Raw genomic sequence first — 20,890 nt, 5'->3', positions numbered from 1 at the left:
ATCCCCCGGTCCGGGGCCTGATCATGAACGACGACGAACCTTACCTGTCCGAAGAAGACAAGGAGCTGCGCGCGCAGCTCTCCCTGCTGTTGCAGGAGCACGCAGACCTGGACGCCTCCATCGAAGCCCTGGCCCTGCTGCCCGCACCCGATCAACTCATGATCGCCCGCCTGAAGCGCAAGAAACTGGCCCTGCGCGACGATATCGTGAAGCTGCAAGACCAGATCCTGCCCGACATCATCGCATAATCGAATAACATCGATCATTGACTCTGATGTCGCTAGCGGGGGACGATGAAATCGTCACTCACTGGCAGGAGAGAGCTCATGCGTATGCGTAAGATTCGTAACGCCGTGCTTCTGGCGTCCGTTGTCGCTGCGACGTCGCTGACATCGTTAGGAGCCGGGGCGCAATCTCCCAATATTATGTACCATCGTACCTTTTATAGCGACGCTACGCTGACGGTACAGGTCGGCTGGTACCGTGACAAATGTTGGAACGGGCGAGTCGTCGCTTCGCCCGTCCAAGGCGTTACTTCGCCCTACTACACCCTTGAAGCCATCGGATCTTGCGGCGGTTACTGGTAACCTAGTCGCGGAGGCCGTCCAGAATGGCCTCCGCAATCCGCCCCCCCCCCCTCTTACAGCGGCAGGACCGAGGTGTCCTTGACCTCTTCCATCACGGCGTAGGTGCGGGTCTCGCGCACGCCCGGCATGACGATCAGGGTGTCGGCCAGGAAGATGCGGTAGGCCGCCATATCCTTCATCCGCACCTTGACCAGATAGTCGAAGCCGCCCGCCACCATGTGGCACTCCAGCACCTCGGGCGAGCGGCGGATGCGCTCGGCGAACTGGTCGAAGATGTCCGAGGTCGTGCGGTCCAGCAGCACCTCGATGAAGATCAGCAGCTCACGCTCGGCGAACTTCGGATCAATGAGGGCGGTGTAGCCGGTGATGACCCCCCGCTCGCGCAGTCGCCGCACCCGCTCGAAACAGGATGACGCCGACATGTTGCAGGCGGCCGCCAGATCCTGATTGGTGATCCGCCCGTCCTGCTGCAGCACCCTCAGGATGCGGCGGTCGGCGTCGTCCAGCTTGTATTCCCCAGCGCTCATGCGCTCTCCCCCCTTACGCTTTACAGATTCCCGACACTGACAAAGCCGCAGGCGATCTGCAACGCGTCTGTCAGCGACGGATGGCCGACGCCCTCCGACGTCGACCCGGTGTCGACTACTGCCCCGATCGCTTCGCCGCGGCGGCTTGCTTGCTCTGGGCGATGAAGGCTTCCATCTCGGCGGTCATGGCCGGGATGGTGGCCACGCCGATGGCCAGCAGGTGATCGTGGAAGGCCTTGATGTCGAAATCGGCCCCCAGCTCCGCCTCGGCCAGCCGGCGCAGGCGCACGATCTCGATCTCGCCCAGCTTGTAGGACAGAGCCTGCCCCGGCCAGGTGATGTAGCGGTCGATCTCGGTGCCGACCTCATGGTCGGACAGGGCGGTGTTCTCGCTCAGGAAGGCCACCGCCTGTTCGCGCGTCCAGCCCTGCGAGTGCACGCCGGTGTCGATCACCAGGCGCGCCGCGCGCCACATCTCATAGGTCAGGCGGCCGAAGTCCTCATAGGCGTCTTCATAGATGCCCATCTCGACGGCCAGCTTCTCAGTGTAGAGGGCCCAGCCCTCGCCGAAGGCCGAGATATAGATCTGGGCGCGATAATCGGGCATGGGCGGATGTTCGCGTCGCAGATTGCCCTGCCAGGCGTGGCCGGGGTTGCACTCGTGCACCGTCAGCGCCGGGATGTTGTAGCGCGGCCGCGACGGCAGGTCGTAGGTGTTCAGCAGGCAGACGCCATTGCCGCCTCGACCGGCCGTGTAATAGGGCGCGATGGCGTCCGGCACGGGGATCAGGCTGAAGGTGTCGCGCGGCTTCAGATTGAAATACTGACCGATCTTGCCGTCGACCTTCTTGATGACCCAGGCGCCGTGCCACAGCAGGTGCTCGGGCTTGTCATAGTGGAACTGCGGGTCGGTCTTCAGGAAGTGGAGGAACTCGGCGAAGGTGCCGGTCCAGCCGGTGCTGCGCATCACCGTCTCCATCTCGGCGCGAATGCGCGTGACCTCGCTGCGGCCGATGGCGTGGATCTGGTCAGGGGTCAGGTTGACGCTGGTGTATTGGCGAATCTGCGTCTGATAGAAGTCGTCGCCGTCCGGCAGGCGGTTGGCCCCCAGGGTGTCGCGCGCGCCCGGCATGTATTCGTCGCGGATGAAGCTCAGCAGAGTGCGATGCGCCGGCACGACCTGCTGCTGGATCGCCTGAACGGCGGCGGCGCGCAGACGCGCCTTGTCCGCCTCGGAAATGTTCGCCGGCATGGTCAGGAAGGGTTTGTAAAAGGGGTTCTGGGCGACGTCCGTCGGCTCCGTCACCGCCAGGATCGACACGTCCCGCCCGACCAGCGAGGCCTTGGGTTGGGTGAAGCCGCGCGCCAGGCCGGCGCGCATATTGGTGATCTGCTGATCGAAGTAGCGCGGCACGTCCCGTATCTGGGACAGATAGCGCTCATAGTCCTCGACCGAGGTGAAGGTCGCATTGCCCATGCCCGTCAGCGACGACCAGAAGGCGCTGTCCGAGTTGAAAGGCATCTCATACAGGCGGTGACGGCCGTCATCGACGAAGTTGTCGATCTGGTGCCTGTAGACGGCGTAGTTGGTGCGCTGGTTCGGCGACAGCTGATCCGGAGAAATGGCGTCCAGACGACGCTGAACATCGGTCCAGTAGGCCAGCCGGCGTTGCTGGGTGGCGGCGCTGACGTCCGGCAGGGTGCTGGGCTTGGCGTTACGGCCCGGCAGCTCCTTCTGGCGCCAGGCCCACTCCTCGGCGGCGATGTCTTCGAACTGGGCGTCCAGAGCCGAAGGCGCAGCGGCGGCGGGCGCCGCGTCGGGCGCACGAGCCAGGGTCGGCGTCGGGGCGGCGGCGAAGGCCAGCAGGCCGACGGCGACTGCAATGGCGCTATAGGCGGTCAGGGTCTTCATCGTCTTTCCCCCAAAAAACAGAAACAGACGCCTTGTCAGCGTCTCCAAGGTGAGAAGCCGCCCGAGACCGGACGGCTTCCCATTCTGGATTAGAACTGGGCGTTCACGCCAATGTACACGTAACGGCCAAGGTTATTGTAGATGCTGGCGTTGAAGCCGTTATATAACGACGTTCCAGTCCAGGTGAACGGCGTCTGCGGCGGCGCTTCATCGGTGAAGTTGTTCACCCCGCCGAAGACAGAGAAGCGATCGAACCGATACTCGGCGCGCAGGTCGTGGGTCAGCCACGACGGAGCCTTCCACACTTCGTACGAGCCGACAGAGTCCTGATTGCTGCGCACGACGCTGCTCAGGTAGCGGTTGGCGTAGGACAGCGACAGCTTGTCATAGTCCCACGACACGCGGAAGTTGACCCGGCGCTTGGGATTGGGCGCCTCGCCGGCCTGTTCGTCGCGCACGCTGGCGTCGCCCGGCACCGGATCATAGGTCAGCTCGTCCAGGAAGCCCGCCGCCACGTTGAACGACAGCGAGCCGTAGGGCGGCAGGCCCAAGGCCTCCAGGTCCGTGCGGTAGGACGCCGTCACGTCCCAACCCGAGTTGGTGTACTCGGCGACGTTCATCACCTGGTTGATCACCCGGCTGATGTTGCCGTCGGCGCCGCGCATGACGTTGCCGCAGAACGGATTGTCCAGGGTCGGGCTGTCGACGCAGTTGTTGATGATCGTGCGCGCGCCAAACGAGGCGATGACGTCGCTGATCTTGATGTCGTAGTGGTCGATGGTGACCGCCAGGCCCGGCAGGAAGGTCGGCGTCAGGACGACGCCCAGCGTCAGGGTTTCGCCCTCTTCCGGGTTCAGGTCCGGGTTGCCCTTGCTGACGGACGGCTTGGTCGCGATCGACTGGGTGAAGTCGGGCGCCAGGCCCAGGGCCGCGCAGTTCGCCTTGCGGTTGGCGGGATAGTTGCCCAGGTTCAACCGCGTCGCGTCGCAGGGGTCGTCGAACAGGGCGAAGCCTTCACTGCCGCCGTCGAACAGTTCGCTGATGTTCGGCGCGCGCACGGCCTTGGCGTAGTTGGCGCGGAAACGGATGTTGCGGTCGACTGTCCACTCCATGCCCAGGCCATAGCTGCTGTCGCCGCCCGTGGTGGTGTAGTCCTGGAAGCGATAGGCCGCCGTCAGGTCCAGGTACTGGATGAAGGGCACGTCGGCCAGCAGGGGAAGATTCACCTCGCCGAAGATTTCCTTGGACTCATAGGCGCCCTCGGTTCTGGCCTGAGTGTTCTGGAAGATCAGCGCCTTCTGCGAACGCATGTCCGGCACGGCGCGGCTGGCTTCCTTGCGCCATTCCACGCCCGCCGCGAAGGCGACCGGCAGGCTGGTTCCGCTGAACAGCGACGGATACGAGAACAGCTCGCCGTTGACGCTGGCCACCGCGTTCCACTGACGGATGCGATCATTGCGAACCGTGTAGATGTAGGAATAGTCGATCGCCTCCTGAGAGCCGACATAGGCGCCGAACAGGTTCAGCGGCTGGCAACCCCGTGCCCGCGCATCCGCGCTGCGGCAGACGATCTGGTTCGTCGACGGATCGCGCCAAGCGTCGATCGATTCATAAAACTCCTTCTGCAAACGGTCGAAGTTGGTGAACTCCGACTCGGTCTGGCCGTAGTTGACGTAGGCCTCGAACCGCCAGCCGTTGCTGAAGGCGCCGTCCACCCCGGTCACGAAGCGCGTGGTGTCGTAGACGCTTTGCGTGGTGCGGATGCCGAAGTCGGTGTCGATCCGGCTGATGTCGAAGAACGTCATATTGGCCTGCGCCAGCATGGTCTTCAGTTCATCAGGCAGGAAGGCGTTATCCGCCTTGATACGATAGGCGTTGCCCGTCGACATGCCCGGCGAACTGTCGGCGAAGGTGCCGTTCCGCGCCTGGCTGCTGGCCTCCATATGGAAATACTTGGCTTCGGCGAACAGATTCAGTTCGCTGATGAAGTCGCCCGAGGGCTGGAACTGGTGGCGCAGCTGCAGCTCGCCGCCGAAACGCTCGACCGGGGTGCGCAGCATGTCGTCGCGCAGCTTGAAGCCGTCGCCGCCGATCGACAGCTTCTGCTCGCGCCCGGCGCCGTCGTACAGGATCTGGCCGCGGTCGAACGGGACCAGCTTGCCGTCCGGCGTGAAGGTCAGGGCGAAGGCCTTGTTGGCGCCGATCGGCGTGACGATGACCGGGGTGAAGAAGTCGTTCTGGGTGTTGGTGTAGACGTCCCGCGCCATGATGAAGGACGGCAGGCCGTCGTTGGCGCTCTTCTTGTTCGGGTTCGGAATCTCGGCCAGGGAGCTCATGGCGTAGTCGCGCTCGTGGCGGAACAGCCCCTCGGACTTGTCATAGGTCAGAGCGCCCATGATGTTGGTCCGGTCGTCATTGAAGTTCCGACCCACAGCGACCGAGCCGTAATAGGTGTTCGGACCGTCGGCCGAGCCATACTGCGTCTGGACGGCGATGCCGTCGAAGTCCTGCTTGGTGATGAAGTTGACCACCCCGGCCACGGCGTCCGCGCCATAGACCGCCGACGAACCGCCCGTCACCGTGTCGATGCGTGCGATCGTCGTCTTCGAGATGGAGTTCACGTCCACCGCGCTGGTGCCCGCCGTGCCGGCGACATGGCGGCGGCCGTTGACCAGCACCAGGGTGCGGCTGGAGCCCAGATTACGCAGGTTCAGCGTCGCCAGCCCCTGCCCTGACACCGAGTTTGTGGTGCTCGAGGCCGAGGCGCCCAGGCCGACCTGCGGCTGACGCGACATGGCGTCGATCAGGTTGGTGACGCCGGTGTTCTCGATCTCCTGGGCGTCGACGACGTTGACGGGCGTCGCCGCCTCGACGTTCGGACGGCGGATACGCGAGCCCGTCACGACGATGTCGGCGACAGCGCTGGCTTCCGGCTCGGCGGCAGGCGTTTCGGATTGGGCCCAGGCAGGCTGGGCGGCGGCGGCCGTGACGGCCAGACCGGCGATTATCGTGCCGGTCTTCAGGTACGCAGACAGTCTCATTCGATCACCCCTCGTTTTTGATCTGAAACCCAGGCGGGCCGTCCCCATTCGGCGTCGCCTGCGTCGTTGTTTTGGATCAGCGCCCTCCTTGCGCCTCCCCTCGTTCGGCTTTTTGCCGATCGACCATCGCCCGCACGTCGGCCAACAAGGCCGGCGCGTCGTAGGCGACCCCGCGCGCCACCGTCCAACGCACCCCGCCGACCGTCTCGATGCGGTTCTCGGGGCTCAGGCGCTCATGTCCGGTGCCGTACAAGGTCTTGAAATTCGCCAGCGGATTCTCGGTCGTGATGACCAGATCCGCGCTCATGCCCGGCCGCACGACGCCGAAGGTCGGCGCCTTGCCGGTCGGTTCGGCCAGGGTCGTCGCCCCGTCCATCGTCGCGGCGCGCACGATCTCCAGCGGGTGGAAGCCCGCTTCCTGCAGCAGTTCCAGCTCCTCGATGTAGCCGAAACCGTACAGCTTCCAGATGAAGCCGGAGTCCGATCCCACCGTCACCCGGCCGCCGACCTTCTTGTAGTCGTTCACCAGCCGCATGAACCGCTCGTAGAAGCGGCGCCAAGCCACCTCGTTCGAAGTCGTCCAGTCGAAGAAGTAGCTGCCGTGATTGTCGCGCGTGGACTGGAAATAGTCCGCCAGCGCCGGAAGCGTATAGGTCTGGTGCCAGGGCGCGTTGCGCGCCCGCATCAGATCGCGCGACGCCGCATAGATGGTCATCGTCGGATCGAAGACGACGCCCGCCTTCTTCTGCGCCTCCAGATAGGCGTACCACTGCGCCGAACCCGGCTCGACCTCGTCCCAGATCTCGGCCGCTTCGCCGAAGCGCTTCTGCTCGTCGTAGAAGTTGTAGTCGGTCGGATAGTCCTGAATCGTCCGCCCGCCCAGCAGCGACTCGAAGTGGCCGTAGAAGTGGGTGATGGTCCCCAGGCCCGCCGCCGCCAGCTGTTCGGCGTTCAACTGGGCCACGCCCGGCTGGGCGATGTGGGCCACTGTGCCCATGTGGTTCTTCTTGGCCTCGTCGATGGCGGCCAGGACCACCTCGGGCGTCTCGTCGCCGCGCAGGAAGAATTTGATGCCGTCCACGCCGTTGGCCGCGCCCCAGCGCACCCATTCGCGCGCCATCTCGGGATTGCGGATGCGGCCGCGCGACCAGCCTGAGCCGATGGTCTGATAGTTGAAGATGCGCGGGGCGACGATCTCGCCGCGCGCCGAACGGGCCTTCTCCGACACGGCGATGTCATGCGGCGCCAGGCTGACGCCGCGCACAGTGGTCACGCCGTGGGCCAGCCACAGCTTGTAGACATACTCCAGGTCCGGCGCCTTCTGCGGGCTGCCGCCGTGGGCGTGGGCGTCGACGAAGCCGGGCATGACGTACATGCCGCGCGCATCGATCTCATGCGCCGCGTTCAGCGGCGGGCGGCCCTCACGCTCGGGCAGTCCGGGCCAGCCGGCCTGAATGATGTCCGTGATCTTGTCGTTCTCGATGACGATATCGACCGGCCCCATGGGCGGCGCGCCCGTGCCGTCGATCAGCATGGCGCCGCGCACCACCATCAACGGATAGGGACCGAAACCCTCATCGGCGCGGCGCGGCGGCGCCGGATTGAGCGTGGCGCGCGCCTGAGCCGCCTGAGCCTGGCTCTGGGCCTGGTTCTGGGCCTGCGTCTGGGCCACAGCCGTGCTCGGCGCCCCCGTCGCCAACAACAGCGCTGCCGCGCAGACAGCCCCTGCCCCCATAAGGACAGCCTTCACCCCTAGCGTCGTCCGCAAGCTGCAATCCCTCCCAAGATTGGGGGCCGAAGCCCCTGCAAGCGCTTGTCCGGCGTTTGACCGGTCCTTGAATCGCTAGCACCCCGGAGGAAGCATGAGCTTCGGATATTGCCGGTACGACGAAATAAAATTCACACGATCGTCGAAAAACTGAGCCATCTTCGAAATGCGCTTTTTCAGGCCAAATGCGGGATCGAAACGTTGTTTCTGCGGCAAATCTGAATTTATGATCCAATGATCAGGATATGAAGCGGCCTTTCAGGGTCGTTTTTTCTGTTGCGGCATAGCTTGGCCACCCCAAGCCTTTGCCGAGAATACTACGGAAAAACACCGTTATTCCGAATATTTTCACATCCGCCGCCAAGAACCGTCTGGGGGAAGACGCATGAGTTTCATGACACGCCGCAAGGCTCTGCCTGCGCTGGGAGGGCCGCCCAAGGCTCATGGCCTGAAACCCACCCTGTCCTGGCCGCATCTGGTCGCCCTGGGCGTCGGCGCCATTGTCGGCACCGGCATCTACACTCTGATCGGCGTGGGGGCCGAACGGGCCGGACCTGCGGTCATGCTGGCCTTCGTCATTGCGGGAATCGTCTGCGTCTGCGCCGCCCTGGCCTACGCCGAGCTGGCGACCATGATCCCGGAGTCGGGCTCGGCCTACACCTATTCCTACACCACCCTGGGCGAGGGCGCGGCCTGGATGGTCGGCTGGAGCCTGATCCTAGAGTACACCGTCGTCTGTTCGGCCGTGGCCGTGGGCTGGGCGGGTTATTTCTCGGGCATGATGGAGGGCATCGGCATGGGCCTGCCCGCCATGCTGACCTCGGCCCCGTCGCAGGGCGGGATCGTCAACCTGCCCGCCGTCATCATCGTCGCCGCCGTGGCGGGCCTGCTGGTCGCCGGCACCAAGGAAAGCGCCTCGATCAACGCCGTGCTGGTGGTGGTCAAGATCGCCGCCCTGATCGCCTTCGTGGCGATCGCCCTGCCCCACTTCAACCCGGCCAACCTCAAGCCCTTCATGCCCTACGGCTTCTCGCACGGCATCGGCGCCGAGATGGGCGTCATGGCGGCGGCGGCCATCATCTTCTTCGCCTTTTACGGCTTCGACGCCGTGGCCACGGCGGCCGAAGAGACCCGCAACCCCGCCCGCGACCTGACCATCGGCATCATCGGCTCGATGGTGGCCTGCGTCGTCATCTACATGGCCGTGGCCATCGCCGCCCTGGGCGCCATGCCCTTCACCGACTTCATGAAGTCGCCCGAGCCCCTGTCCCACATCATCCGCACCGTCGGGTCGGACCTGTGGGCGACCCTGATCGCGGGCGCGGCGGTCGTCGCCCTGCCCACCGTCATCCTGGCCTTCATGTTCGGCCAGAGCCGCATCTTCTTCGTCATGGCGCGCGACGGCCTGCTGCCGCGCAGCCTGGCCCATGTGTCCGAGCGTTCGGGCGGGCCGGTGCGCGTGACGGCGGGCACGGCCGTCCTGATGGCGATCATCGCCGGCTTCATTCCGCTGGGCGACCTGGCCGCCCTGGCCAACGCCGGAACGCTGGTGGCCTTCGCCTCGGTCGGCCTGTGCCTGATCGTGCTGCGTCGTCGCGAGCCTGGCCGTCCGCGCGTCTTCCGTGCTCCGGTGTGGTGGCTGGTCGGCCCGGTGGCCATCGCGGGTTGCGTCTACCTGTTCTTCAGCCTGCCCGCCTCGACCCAGATCAACTTCGTCATCTGGAACGTGATCGGGGTGGCGGTCTATCTGCTGTACAGCCGCCGCAACAGCCTGCTGAACGGCTAAGAAAAGAAGGGCGCCGAGGCTGACCTCGGCGCCCTTTTCAATTCGTCAGCGCGTCGCCTCCGGCCGCGCCTTCTTGCGCAGCCACATGGCCGCATCCGCCTCGGACAGCCAGACCTCCGCGTCGGCCTGTTCAGCATAGGCCCGCACGCCGAACGAACCGCCCAGCGCCAACCGCGTCCCATCCCAGATGAAGCCTTCGCTCTGCAGCGCCTCGCTCAGCCGCCGCGCCTTCTCGCGCCCTTCCTCGGCGCCGGCGTTCATCAGCAACACGGTGAACTCGTCCCCGCCCATGCGGCCCACGGCGTCGGACTCGCGCACGTTCGCCAGCAACAGCTCGGCCACGGCGATCAGCGCCGCGTCGCCCGCCGCATGGCCTAGACCGTCGTTGATGCCCTTGAACCCGTCCAGGTCGAGATACAGCAGCGCCGCCTCGACCCCGTGGCGGCGGCAATAGGCCAGGTTGCGCGCCAGCACCGTCATGAAGCCGCGCCGGTTCAGCACGGGCGTCAGCACGTCATGATCCGCCAGGGCCTCGGCCCGTTCAGCTCGCTCAATCAGACCCGCCACCTCGGCGCGCAGGCGCGCGAGCTCGGCGTGCAGTTCGTCTTCCGAAACCGGAGCGATGGTCTGATCGGCCAGTGGATTCAAGGCGGGCTCCGGCGTCGCTTTTCCGGCCGACTCAAAGGCCCGCGACGCATCAGAGTCTAGCGTCCTCGGTTGCGGGCGCAACGCGGGTGCTGTAACGGGCCGCTTTCCGCTTGGGGAGCCTTTGCGCATGACCGCCTCCACGCCGCCGGCCACGACGCCTCCTGTCGCCATCATCATGGGCAGCCGCTCCGACTGGCCCACGATGAAGTCGGCCGCCGACCGTCTGGATCAGTTGGGCGTCGCCTGGGAGGCCAAAGTTGTCAGCGCACACCGCACGCCCCAGCGCCTCTACGACTTCGCCACGACGGCGAAGGACAAGGGCTTCAAGGTCATTATCGCGGGCGCCGGGGGTGCGGCCCACCTGCCGGGCATGGCCGCCTCCATGACCGACCTGCCGGTGCTGGGCGTGCCGGTCCAGTCCAAGGCGCTGAAGGGCCTCGATTCCCTGCTGTCGATCGTCCAGATGCCCGGCGGCGTGCCCGTCGCTACGCTGGCTATCGGCGAGGCGGGCGCCGCGAACGCCGGGATTTTTGCGGCGCAGATCCTGGCCCTGTCCGACGCGTCCGTCGCCGAGCGCCTGTCAGCCTTCCGCGCCGCCCAGACCGAATCCGTCGCCGAAACGGTCGAGGACTGATGCCCCAGTTGCCCCTGCCCCCCGGATCGACCCTCGGCATTCTCGGCGGGGGCCAGTTGGGCCGGATGCTGAGCCAGGCCGCCTCGCGCCTGGGCTTCGACGTGGTGATCCTCGATCCTCAGCCGGACTGCCCGGCCGCCCGCGTCTCGCGCGCCCAGATCACCGCGCCCTATGACGACCCCGACGCGCTCCAGGCGCTGGGCCGTCTGTGCGACGTCGTCACCTTCGAGTTCGAGAACGTCCCCGCCGCCTCGGTCGAGACCCTGGCCGAAGCGGGCGCCCTGGTCGCGCCGGGACCGACCGCCCTGGCCGTCGGCCAGGACCGGGTGGACGAGAAGACCTATCTGAACGCAGTCGACGCCCCGACCGTGGCCTTCGCCGCCGTGACGACGCTGGATGACCTCACCAACGCCATCGAACGCCTAGGCCTGCCCGCCCTGCTGAAGACCCGACGCGAGGGCTATGACGGCAAGGGCCAGGTCTGGATTCGCGACGCCGCCGAGGCCGAGGCCGCCTTCGACGCCATCGGCCGCCGTCCCGCCGTGCTGGAAGCCGCCGCCGTCTTCCAGCGCGAGTTGTCGATCATCGCCGCCCGCGGCCACGACGGCGCGGTCGCCGTCTATCCCCTGGGCGAGAACGTCCACAAGAACGGGGTGCTGAAGACCACCATCGCACCCGCCGCCGTCGATCCCGCCACGCAGGCGCGCGCCGAACAGATCGCCGCCGCGGTGCTGGACGGCCTCGACTACATCGGCGTCATGGGCATCGAACTGTTCGACATGGGCGACGGCGAACTGCTGGTGAACGAGGTCGCCCCCCGCGTCCACAACACCGGCCACTGGACCCAGGACGGCTGCGTCTGCGACCAGTTCGAGCAGCACGTCCGCGCCGTCGTCGGCTGGCCCCTGGGCCCCACGCAGGCCCACGCCCGCATCGAGATGACCAATCTGCTGGGCGCCGAGGTCGAGGACTGGCGCGCCCTGGCCGCCCAGCCCGACGCCCGCCTGCACCTCTACGGCAAGCACGACGCCCGGCCGGGACGCAAGATGGCGCACGTCAACCGCATCCTTTAACCCTCTCCCCGCCTTCCCTCTCCCAATGGGAGAGGGCTTGAGCCTCCAAGAGCAAAGCGATTGGTCAAGGCGAAAGGGTGAGGGTTGGCGATCAGCCGTTCATGCGCCGCGCGTACGCCTTCACCGCTTCAACCAAGAACTCCGGTGCCTCAAAGACCTGATCGTTCGTCACCCGGATCACGGTCCAGCCCAGCGCCTCAAGCGCCTGCTGCCGCTGAACATCACGCGCCGCCACGTCGTCCAACCGATGCACCCCGCCGTCGATCTCGATGATCAGACGCAGCCGGTCGCAGGCGAAGTCCGCAAAATACGGCCCGACAGGATGCTGGCGACGAAACTTGTGGCCCTCGATCCTTCCACCGCGGAGAGCCCCCCACGCACGCTCCTCCGCACGCCCGGCAGACTGGCGCAGCCCACGCGTACGGTCGGTTCGTGAGGATGCCATGCGTAGACTGTGCGAGCGGCGAGCGACAACGGCAAGCCGGGAACCCTCACCCTTTCGCCTTGCCAATCGCTTCGCTCTTGGAGGCTCAAGCCCTCTCCCATCGGGAGAGGGTCATCAGGCCTTGGCGCCGTATCTAAGCCGCCCCAGCACATCCGTGATCGTGCGCACGGGCGCGTCAAAGTCCTTGCCCGCCTTCCACTTCTCGAAGGCCATGACGTTGTCGATGCGGCGGGCGACGAAGCCTTCCGCCGCCTCGCGCCCGTCGAACCAGCGCATCGTCAGGGCGGGAATCAGGATGCCGCCCAGAATCGCTCGCTTGGAGTAGTGATTCTGGTCCGTCGCCGTATCCCCGGCCCAGCGCCACAGATGATCCGCCGTCTCCCACGCCAGCTTGAAGCCCAGGTCGACGTTGGTCGGCAGGCTGAGGAAGCCCGCGCAGCGCTTGGCCGCCTCGATGTCCTGCGCCCCCGCTTCCATCCGCGCCGAGACGGCGGCGGCGATTCGTTCGCGAATCTTCATCGTGGACGCGGGCGTGGCTTCCAGCACCTTCAGCGCGCGGGCGTCATGGCGACGCGACAACAGGACCGCCAGATCGCGCGGGCCGTTGGGCAGCAGCAATTCCTGGTCGCCCAGCGACAGGCCGCAGGCCTCGCACGCGGCGCGCGTCAGGCGCGCGTTCCAGCCCAGCGCGGGCGCGCGTTCTATGGCCGCGTCCAGAACGGCCTGTTCTGTGCGGTCGGCCCAATCGCCTTTCGGAGCGGTGTCGGCTGTCTCGGTCATGGGCGGCACGATACGCCCATCCGGCGGGCGTTTCGACCCATCACGATTAGGCGCGACGATCTGGACACGCCCCCCCCGATCATGTATCAGCGCGCCTTCACTTGAGAGGCCTTCCTCTCGAGCGTGGTTTTGTTTTGTCTGCCCGTCTCCCTTGGAAAGGACGCGGCGGGCGGCCAAAGGAGAGAGACCCCTGGTTCAGATTTTCGTTCGCGACAACAATGTCGATCAGGCGCTCAAGGCCCTGAAGAAGAAGATGCAGCGCGAAGGCAGCTTCCGCGAAATGAAGCGTCACGTGCACTTTGAAAAGCCGTCGGAAAAGCGCGCTCGCCAAAAGGCTGAAGCCGTCCGTCGCGCCCGCAAGCTGGCCCGCAAGCGCGCCCAGCGCGAAGGCCTGCTGCCGGCTCCGAAGGGTCGCGGTCGCTAAGACCCGCTGACGCCTGAAAGATCAAAGGCCGCCCCGGATCGCCGGGGCGGCCTTTTTCTTTGTCTGTTTCGGCTCACGGCCCCGGCTTCCGCCGGGATGAACGGGAGAGAGGCAAGGCCTCCCTCCCCTAGACCTCATCGCCCCGTCACGGCGCCCATGAAGCTCTTCCAGCTCAGCTTCACGTCCGACAGGGCGCCCGCGCGGAAGGCGCGGCCCGCCGCCCAGACCATCAGAGCCGCGAACAGGAACATCCCGATCAGGCCGCCGATGATCTCGATCAGGGGCGGCCCGCTGGGCGCGCGCGCGGCCATGACGAAGGGGGTGAAGGGCGGGATCAGGCTGATGACCTTCACCACCATGGCGTCCGGCGTGCGGATGGCCATCTGCATGACCAGGATCGGCACGATCAGCACCATCATGATCGGTCCCATCAGGGTCTGGGCGTCACGCGGCGTGTCGCAGAAGGCGCCGATGGCGGCGAACAGCACCGCATACATCAGATAGCCGCCGACCAGGAACAGCAGGAAGTAGACAAACAGGCCGTCGGTCAGCAGCACCGAGCCGATGTCCCGCGCCACATCAGGCATGGCGGCCATCAGGCCGACGGCGCCGATGCCGCCCCAGGTTCCCAGCACGGCCAGGGTCAGCAGGGCCACGCCCAGCACCTTGCCCGTCAGGATCTCGGTCGCCGAAGCCGAGGACAGCAGCACCTCGAGGATCTTGTTCGACTTCTCCTCCATCACGCTGTTCAGCAGGATGGAGGCGCCGGTCATGATCAGCGACCACAGGATGAAGCCGACCGCCAGACCGACAATCACCGGCAGTTTGTCGCGGAACGACACCTCGCCCCCCGACGCGGCGCGCGGCGAGAAGACCGAGACGTCCGGGCGGAACATCTCCGTATCCGACACCACCGCCGGGTCGATGCCGCTGGCGACGAAGACGCGGCTGCGGTTGGCGGACTTCAGGGCGTCGCGGACGGCGTCCTCGACCACGTCGTCGGTGGCGCGTCCGGTCCAGACGCGGGCGCCCGGCTTGCCGTCCTTCTCGGTCAGGAAGACGACGGCGTTCAGCTTTTCGTCCTCGGGCGCGTCCTTGTCGACATAGCGGCGGGCCAGGGCGTCGCGCGCCTCGCCCGGCGCAGCGGCGGTCAGGGCGGCGGGCGCCTCGACCAGTTCGAACGCGCGCTTGGGCGTCTTGAAGCTTGCCCCAGCGCGCGGCGCCTCCTTCTTCAACGCCTCCAGCCCGGCGTCGAAGCCGCCCTTCTCGGCGGCTTCGCGCACGCGGTCGCCGCCCGCCGTCCCGGCCTCGGGCACGGCGGCCATACGCAGGGCGGCGATGTCGGCCCGGCCGCGCTCCATCTCCAGCGCCTGACGCACGGCGACGGCCAGACCGGATCCGGCCGGGGTCTCGTCAATGATGACCGCCTCGCGCACCGGCTCGGCGTGGTTCATCAAGGCGGGGATCGCCCCGCCAAGCACGGCGAACAGCGGAAAGGCCAGCAGGGACAGCCAGAAGCCGACCGTCTTGGCGTAGGCCAGGAACTCGCGGCGCGCGATCAGAAGAATCCGGTTCATCAGGCGGCTCCCGCTTTATCGGTCTTGGAGACGGACTGATCTTCGTCCGGGTGGTCGCCGGTCAGGGCGATGAAGGCGTCGTGCAGGGTCGGCTCCTTCATCTGGAAGCGCCTTACGTCCAGCCCGCCCAGGAAGGCGGCGCGCAGGGCGCTTTGCGCCTCCGCTCCCGGCGTCAGGCCGACGCGCAGGGTGCTGACGAGGCCGTCCTCGGCCAGCACCTCGATGCCGCCGACGCCCGGCAGGACGGCGACCGCATTGCGATCCAGCGTCCCTTCCAGCTCCAGAAAGCGCGGCGAGGTCGCCCGCGCCTCATCCACCGTGCCCTCGAACGCCTTACGGCCGCGGGCCAGCAGCACCACCTTGTCGCACAGACGCTCGGCGTGCTGCATGACGTGGGTCGAGAACAGAACCGTCGCCCCATTGTCGGCCAGGGCGCGGATCATGGCCTCCAGCCCCTGCTGGTTCATCGGATCGAGACCCGAGAACGGCTCGTCCAGGATCACGAACTCCGGCTGATGCACCACCGAGGCGATCAGCTGAACCTTCTGGGCCATCCCCTTGGACAGCTCCTTCATCTTCTTCTTGCTGGCCTCGCCCAGACCCATCTGCTCCAGCATCTCGCGGCCGCGACGGCGGCCTTCGGGCAGGGGCAGGCCCTTCAGCCCGCCGAAGAAGGCGATGGCGTCCACCGGCGTCATCTTTTTATAGAGGCCCCGCTCCTCGGGCAGGAAGCCGATCCGATCGCGCACCTTGCGGCCGTCGTCCGCGCCCAAGATGTCGATGCGGCCGCTGGTGGCCGGCTGCAGCCCCAGGATCATCCGCAAGGTCGAGGTCTTGCCCGCCCCGTTCGGCCCCAGGAAGCCGCAGATCGAGCCCTTCTCGACCTGGAAGCTCAGGTCGGAGACCGCCTGGAAGCCTCCGTATCTCTTACTGATTCCATCCAGCGTCAGCGCCGCGACCATTCGGTCCCCCTGCAAAAAGCCCAAGGATCGAATCTAACGGCAGCGCGCAGGCAATGGAAAGGGTATTTTACATTACGGTTTGGTCATGATGCCGCGCCGTCTGATGGGGTCAAACCGGGGCCTTCACCCGGATGTCGAAGCTCTGGCCGACGATCTTGGCTGGGTCGACCTGACCGCCGTTGCGACGCACCTCGAAATGCAGGTGGGGGCCGGTCGAATAGCCGGTCGAGCCGACCAGGCCGATGCGCTCGCCCGCCGTCACCGTCTTGCCGGAGTGAACGTCGATGCGGCTGAGGTGAGCGTACAGGCTGGTCATGCCGTTGGGATGCTGCAGCTCGATGAAGTTGCCGTAGCCGCCCGCCTGATAACCCGCGCGCAGCACCTTGCCCTCGGTCGTGGCGAAGACGCCGGTGCCGGTCGGGGCGGCGACGTCCACGCCCTTGTGGGCCCGCGCCTTGGCCTCGATCGCCAACTTGCGCAGGCCGAAGGGCGAGTTGATGCGATAGCCCTTCAGCGGGGCTTCAAAGACGATCTTGCGGGTGACGGGACCGGCAGGCTCCGCCACCGCCTTCACCGGCGGAGCGATGGGCGCCGAAACCTCGACGACCTTCTCGGGCGAGGCGGCGATCATGCCGACAGGGGCGGCCGCCATCGCCAGGATCGCCAGACCGGCCAGAGCGCCTGTCTGACCGAAACGGATCACATGCGGCCGCACGGCCGGGGGAACTAAACGCATACTCTAACGACTCATTTTGAGCGCATCGTCAGCGCGGAGGAGCCGTCAGAAAGGCGCGAAACACGCGCACAGGCAGCGAAAACTCAAAGTCGCCGACGGCCGGAATTGACCGTCTTTTGCAATTTCACCGGGACATGAATGGGGCGCTCCGAGGGCGACACGGGGTCGCACCTCGGAAACCTTCGTTTTCCAGACCTACAGCGGCAAGCTCAGTTTCACCGCCGCCATATGGCTGTCGGCATGGTCGCCGAAGCGGCCCTTGTAGCCGATCGACACCTTCAGCCGCTCCATGACAGTGCCCTCGATCCCGGCGGCGGCCAGCACCTGCCCCCCGAACGGCAGATCCACGTCGCGGGCCAGAACCTGGGCGGGATTGCCCAGGATGCCGGTGCGCACGGCGTCGCTGTCGTCGCTCAGGCTGTCGCGATAGCCGCCCTCGGCGTAGAAGCGGATCCGCTCGGTCCCGCCCTCGGCGCGCAGGGCGATCTCGGCCGTCGTCGCCTGCACCGAACGGTCGGCATAGGCGTATTGCGCCGCCGGACCCTGTTCATAGAATCCGTCCACGTCGGCGTTGATCCAGGCCACCGCCGCGCGCGGCGACAGGGCGAAGCCGCCCAGATCGAACCACATGCCGCCCTGCAGACGCGCCCCGGTCGAGACCCCGCGCGTCGAACCGCTGTGGACGATCGGCGCCAGGCTGGTCAGGCGGTTGACGTCGTTGAAGTCGTCCTGGGCCACGCCCGCCGCCGCATTGAGGAAGACATCACCGGAGCGCCAGCCGCCGTAGACGTCCAGCCCGAAGCTGTCGATGTCGGCGCGCAGGGCGCCCGCATCCACGTCCGCGTTGCGATAGGAGCCGGCCAGGCCGAAGCGCAGGCTTTCCGTGCCGCTTTCCAACGCGATGCGCACGCCATAGCCGTCGGAAGTCGCCTTGCCGATGGCGCCGCGCGCATCCGTCTCGGTCTTGTCGGCCAGCCCCTCGACCGAGATCGAGGTTCCGCCCGTCCACGCCTCACGCCCCGACAGGACGGCGGTCGAGCCGTCCAGCGCGTCCTCGCGGTGCCGCCACGCTGTCTCGCCCAACACCGCCGTCTGGCTGCCCAGATCGCCGTAGTAAAGGTAGTCGTTCGCCAGACGCGCGATCACCGCATGGCCCTTGGCCGTCGGGTGAACCCCGTCGAAATAGAAGTAGTCGTCCGGGTTGGAGCACAGCGTCACGCCGTTGAAGCAGGCCTGGGTCACGTTGGACACGCCGAAAGCGCTGGGGTTGGCCGAAATCACGTCCCCGACCTTGAACAGGTCCATCAGGATGATGTTCGTCCCCGGCCGCGCCGCCGCCGTCGTGTTCAGCCCGGTCAGCAGGGCCCCGTTGAACGTCGTGACGGCGTAGTCGGCCAGCGGCGCGGCGGGCGTGCCTCTGAACTGCGGCGTCAGACTCAGCTTGGGCAGGTTGGTGACCAGCACGGTCCCCGCCCCGGCTTCGGCGATGCCGTTGACGATGAAGTTGATGTCCGCCGCCGCGCTCTGCGCCACAGGGGCGATGGAGCCGGTCGGGTTGGGCGAAGCCCCCGCCGCCGGGAGACCCTGGAAGATGTTGTTCGCTCCGCCCAGCACGCTGACCAGATCGTTCGCGCCGAACTTGCCGCCGCGCTGCAGATACTGACCCAGTTGCAGCCGCATCCCCAGCGGCTGGGCCTGGCTATCGGTGCGCGCTCCGCCGAAGGCGTAGTTGATGCTGCCCGTCACCGGCCCCATGAAGTTGGCGGCGGTGAAGCCCAGTCTCTCAGTGAACACAGGCCCGTTGGAGAATCGCCCCGCGCCATAGGGCGGCGAGGTCGGCGTGGTTCCGCCCGTCGCCAGATACAGGTTGCCGTTGTCCGACAGGCTGTCGCCGAACACCACCAGACGGTTGTAGCTCTGGGCCGAGGCGGCCCCGGCGGCGGATACGGCGGCCAGGCTCAGAGCAGCCAACGCCGCTCCGCGAAGAAGACGAGACATCGATTTCCCTCCCATCGACCGTCCGTATGCGGTCGTTATCCGCCACTCTGCGCCGCTTTTCGCAGGACGCAAGATGACGTGACGGAAGGTGATCGACGATCAGTGCAGTCGGCGGAAGCGGATCGTGCCGGGAAGCTGCTTCAGCGCCGTCAGCGCCTCGCGGTCATAGTCGCGATCCACGTCGGTGATGACATAGCCGGTCCGCTCGTCCGTCTTCAGGTGCTGGCCCAGGATGTTCAGCCCCGCATCCGACAGGGCGCGGTTCAGCTCGGCCAGCACGCCCGGCTGGTTGCGGTGGATGTGCAGCAGTCGGTGCGCGCGCGTCACCTCGGCCAGCTGCACGTTGGGCAGATTGACGCAGAAGGTGGTGTCGCCCCGGTTCAGATAGCCCAGCAGCCGCTCGGCCGCGAACTCGGCGATGGCTTCCTGCGCCTCTTCCGTCGAGCCGCCGATGTGCGGGGTCAGGATGGTCTTGTCCAAACCGACCAGAGGACTGTCGAACGGGTCGGCGTTGGTGCGCGGCTCCTCGGGGAAGACGTCGACCGCCGCCCCGCCCAGACGGCCGGACTTCAGCGCCGCCGCCATCGCGTCCACATCGACCACATGGCCGCGCGACAGGTTCAGGAACAGGGCGCCCGGCTTCATCCTGGCGAACTGGTCAGCGCCGATGATGGCGGTGTTTTCCTTGCGGCCGTCGACGTGCAGCGTCACCACGTCCGCCTCGGCCAGCAGGGCGTCCAACGAGCGCATCCGCCGCGCATTGCCCAGCGCCAGCCGTTCCGACAGATCGTAGAACAGCACCCTCATGCCCAGGTTCTCGGCCAGTACCGACAACTGGCTGCCGATGGCGCCGTAGCCGACGATGCCCAGCGTCTTGCCGCGCACTTCGCGCGACCCGGTCGCCGACTTGTTCCACACGCCCTTGTGCATTTCGCGCGACTTGTCCGCCACGTCGCGCATCAGGACGATCATCATGCCGATGGCCAGTTCGACCACCGAGCGGGTGTTGGAATAGGGGGCGTTGAACACCGCCACGCCCTTGTCCGCCGCCGCGTCCAGATCGACCTGATTGGTGCCGATGCAGAAGGCCGCCACGGCCATCAGCCGGTCCGCGGCGTCCAGCACCCTGCGCGTGACATTGGTCTTGGAGCGGATGCCCAGGACGTGCACGCCCTTGATCGCCTCGATCAGGTCGTCCTCGTCCAGCGCGCCCTTCATGGTCTCGACGGTATAGCCCGCCTCCTCCAGCCGTTCGACGGCGGCGGGGTGGACGTTCTCCAGCAGCAGCATGCGGATGCGGTTGCGCGGATAGGACCAGCGTCCGGCCACGCCCTCGGCGTATAGCACCTCGTCCAGAGAGGCGGCGACGGCGTCTGCGGCCTCGACCACCTTGGCGCGGCTGACGATCTCGGTGAAGGCGTAGAAGCGGTCGGCTGCCCCCTGGATCTTGACCTCGGCGTCGGTCCAGCCGTCGCCGACCATGACCACCGGCCCTTCCAGGTTCAGCGCCCGGATGACCTCAGGCTTGCCGTTCTCGCGCGACAGCGGGTTGGCCGTATCCACGCCCGTGACGCGGCCTTCATCGTCATAGATCAGGTCGTTGGCCAGCACATGATCGGCCGCCACGCCTAGCCGCTCGGCCAGGGGGGCGATCACTTCGCGGAAGCCGCCCGACAGGATGTAGATGCGCTCGGCGTTGCGCTGGAAGAAATCGACGTTGCGGCGAATGGAGACCGTCGCCTCGTCCAGGATGCGATCGGTCAGGGTCTCGACGTGTTCACGGCGCAGCGCCAGCAGGTCCAGCCGCTGCTTCAGCGCCTCGCCGAAGCCGATGCGGCCGTTCATGGCGTCGTCGGTCAGGGCCGCGATCCGGGCCTTGCGCTCGGCGGCGTCCGGCGCATCCTTCAACGCCAGATCGGCCAGCGCCTCCAGCGTTTCGATGCGAACCAGGGTGGAATCGAAGTCGAAGATGAAGACGGGCGAGATCATGCG

General features: G+C 66.6%; 17 protein-coding genes. 5 read left to right on the top strand and 12 right to left on the bottom strand.

The genetic code is table 11. The features are described 5' to 3' along the window. Positions 1 to 23: 23 nt before the first annotated feature. Complete coding sequence (locus ACU5AP_RS01095; RefSeq protein WP_046653338.1) at positions 24 to 248, top strand: YdcH family protein; 225 nt, start codon at positions 24 to 26, stop codon at positions 246 to 248. A 392-nt stretch (positions 249 to 640) separates the two neighbouring features. Here ACU5AP_RS01095 and ACU5AP_RS01090 read toward each other — a convergent pair whose 3' ends face one another. From ACU5AP_RS01090 to ACU5AP_RS01075, 4 genes are all read right to left on the bottom strand, one after another. Beyond that, the gene (locus ACU5AP_RS01090) at positions 641 to 1,114 is read right to left on the bottom strand and encodes an Lrp/AsnC ligand binding domain-containing protein (RefSeq protein WP_003165692.1); all 474 of its coding nucleotides are present in this window, start codon (positions 1,112 to 1,114) and stop codon (positions 641 to 643) included. 115 nt (positions 1,115 to 1,229) lie between these two features. Further along, the gene (locus ACU5AP_RS01085; protein ID WP_128720440.1) at positions 1,230 to 3,026 is read right to left on the bottom strand and encodes a DUF885 domain-containing protein; all 1,797 of its coding nucleotides are present in this window, start codon (positions 3,024 to 3,026) and stop codon (positions 1,230 to 1,232) included. A gap of 89 nt (positions 3,027 to 3,115) precedes the next feature. After that, complete coding sequence (locus tag ACU5AP_RS01080) at positions 3,116 to 6,067, bottom strand: TonB-dependent receptor domain-containing protein (RefSeq protein WP_446680685.1); 2,952 nt, start codon at positions 6,065 to 6,067, stop codon at positions 3,116 to 3,118. A 76-nt stretch (positions 6,068 to 6,143) separates the two neighbouring features. Next, a complete protein-coding gene (locus ACU5AP_RS01075) occupies positions 6,144 to 7,739 on the bottom strand; it encodes an amidohydrolase family protein (protein ID WP_446680684.1) in 1,596 nt (531 codons plus the stop codon). Positions 7,740 to 8,220: 481 nt separating this feature from the next. Here ACU5AP_RS01075 and ACU5AP_RS01070 point away from each other — a divergent pair, with 481 nt between their 5' ends. Beyond that, complete coding sequence (locus tag ACU5AP_RS01070) at positions 8,221 to 9,621, top strand: amino acid permease (protein WP_088410064.1); 1,401 nt, start codon at positions 8,221 to 8,223, stop codon at positions 9,619 to 9,621. 45 nt (positions 9,622 to 9,666) lie between these two features. Here ACU5AP_RS01070 and ACU5AP_RS01065 read toward each other — a convergent pair whose 3' ends face one another. Beyond that, positions 9,667 to 10,269 (bottom strand): GGDEF domain-containing protein, encoded by a 603-nt coding sequence (locus tag ACU5AP_RS01065; RefSeq protein WP_128720443.1) that lies wholly within the window; start codon positions 10,267 to 10,269, stop codon positions 9,667 to 9,669. 127 nt (positions 10,270 to 10,396) lie between these two features. Here ACU5AP_RS01065 and purE point away from each other — a divergent pair, with 127 nt between their 5' ends. Together purE and ACU5AP_RS01055 are read left to right on the top strand one after the other, a co-directional pair. Further along, a complete protein-coding gene (purE, locus tag ACU5AP_RS01060; RefSeq protein WP_128720448.1) occupies positions 10,397 to 10,903 on the top strand; it encodes a 5-(carboxyamino)imidazole ribonucleotide mutase in 507 nt (168 codons plus the stop codon). Further along, positions 10,903 to 11,976, top strand: coding sequence for a 5-(carboxyamino)imidazole ribonucleotide synthase (locus tag ACU5AP_RS01055; protein WP_046653329.1), 1,074 nt, complete (start codon positions 10,903 to 10,905; stop codon positions 11,974 to 11,976). Before purE ends, ACU5AP_RS01055 begins: the two co-directional genes overlap by 1 nt. Positions 11,977 to 12,067: 91 nt before the next feature. Here the strand turns inward: ACU5AP_RS01055 and ACU5AP_RS01050 are convergent, their stop codons facing one another. Both ACU5AP_RS01050 and ACU5AP_RS01045 read right to left on the bottom strand, forming a co-directional pair. Further along, a complete protein-coding gene (locus ACU5AP_RS01050; RefSeq protein ID WP_128720450.1) occupies positions 12,068 to 12,421 on the bottom strand; it encodes an endonuclease domain-containing protein in 354 nt (117 codons plus the stop codon). A gap of 114 nt (positions 12,422 to 12,535) precedes the next feature. Further along, positions 12,536 to 13,201, bottom strand: coding sequence for a COQ9 family protein (locus ACU5AP_RS01045; RefSeq protein ID WP_128720452.1), 666 nt, complete (start codon positions 13,199 to 13,201; stop codon positions 12,536 to 12,538). Between the two features lie 190 nt (positions 13,202 to 13,391). On the opposite strand from ACU5AP_RS01045, the gene rpsU reads away from it, so the two are divergent. Further along, positions 13,392 to 13,625 carry a 30S ribosomal protein S21 gene (rpsU, locus tag ACU5AP_RS01040; RefSeq protein ID WP_087139870.1) on the top strand — a complete coding sequence of 78 codons (234 nt, stop codon included), beginning with the start codon at positions 13,392 to 13,394 and terminating at the stop codon, positions 13,623 to 13,625. Positions 13,626 to 13,759: 134 nt separating this feature from the next. Here the strand turns inward: rpsU and ACU5AP_RS01035 are convergent, their stop codons facing one another. From ACU5AP_RS01035 to serA, 5 genes are all read right to left on the bottom strand, one after another. Further along, entirely contained in the window at positions 13,760 to 15,202 is a 1,443-nt protein-coding gene (locus ACU5AP_RS01035) for an ABC transporter permease (RefSeq protein WP_088491539.1), read from the bottom strand. Beyond that, positions 15,202 to 16,164, bottom strand: a complete 963-nt coding sequence (locus ACU5AP_RS01030; protein WP_278448829.1) for an ABC transporter ATP-binding protein — start codon at positions 16,162 to 16,164, stop codon at positions 15,202 to 15,204. Before ACU5AP_RS01030 ends, ACU5AP_RS01035 begins: the two co-directional genes overlap by 1 nt. 109 nt (positions 16,165 to 16,273) lie before the next feature. Further along, complete coding sequence (locus ACU5AP_RS01025; protein ID WP_040345849.1) at positions 16,274 to 16,900, bottom strand: M23 family metallopeptidase; 627 nt, start codon at positions 16,898 to 16,900, stop codon at positions 16,274 to 16,276. A gap of 195 nt (positions 16,901 to 17,095) precedes the next feature. Beyond that, a complete protein-coding gene (locus ACU5AP_RS01020) occupies positions 17,096 to 18,898 on the bottom strand; it encodes an autotransporter domain-containing protein (RefSeq protein WP_128720456.1) in 1,803 nt (600 codons plus the stop codon). A gap of 99 nt (positions 18,899 to 18,997) precedes the next feature. After that, entirely contained in the window at positions 18,998 to 20,887 is a 1,890-nt protein-coding gene (gene serA / locus ACU5AP_RS01015) for a phosphoglycerate dehydrogenase (RefSeq protein WP_128720458.1), read from the bottom strand. Between the last annotated feature and the right edge of the window lie 3 nt (positions 20,888 to 20,890).

It is taken from the genome of Brevundimonas sp. RM1 (genome assembly GCF_052907225.1).
The sequence above is the reverse complement of the archived record's forward strand: the minus strand, read 5'-3'. Positions and strand labels throughout refer to the sequence as shown.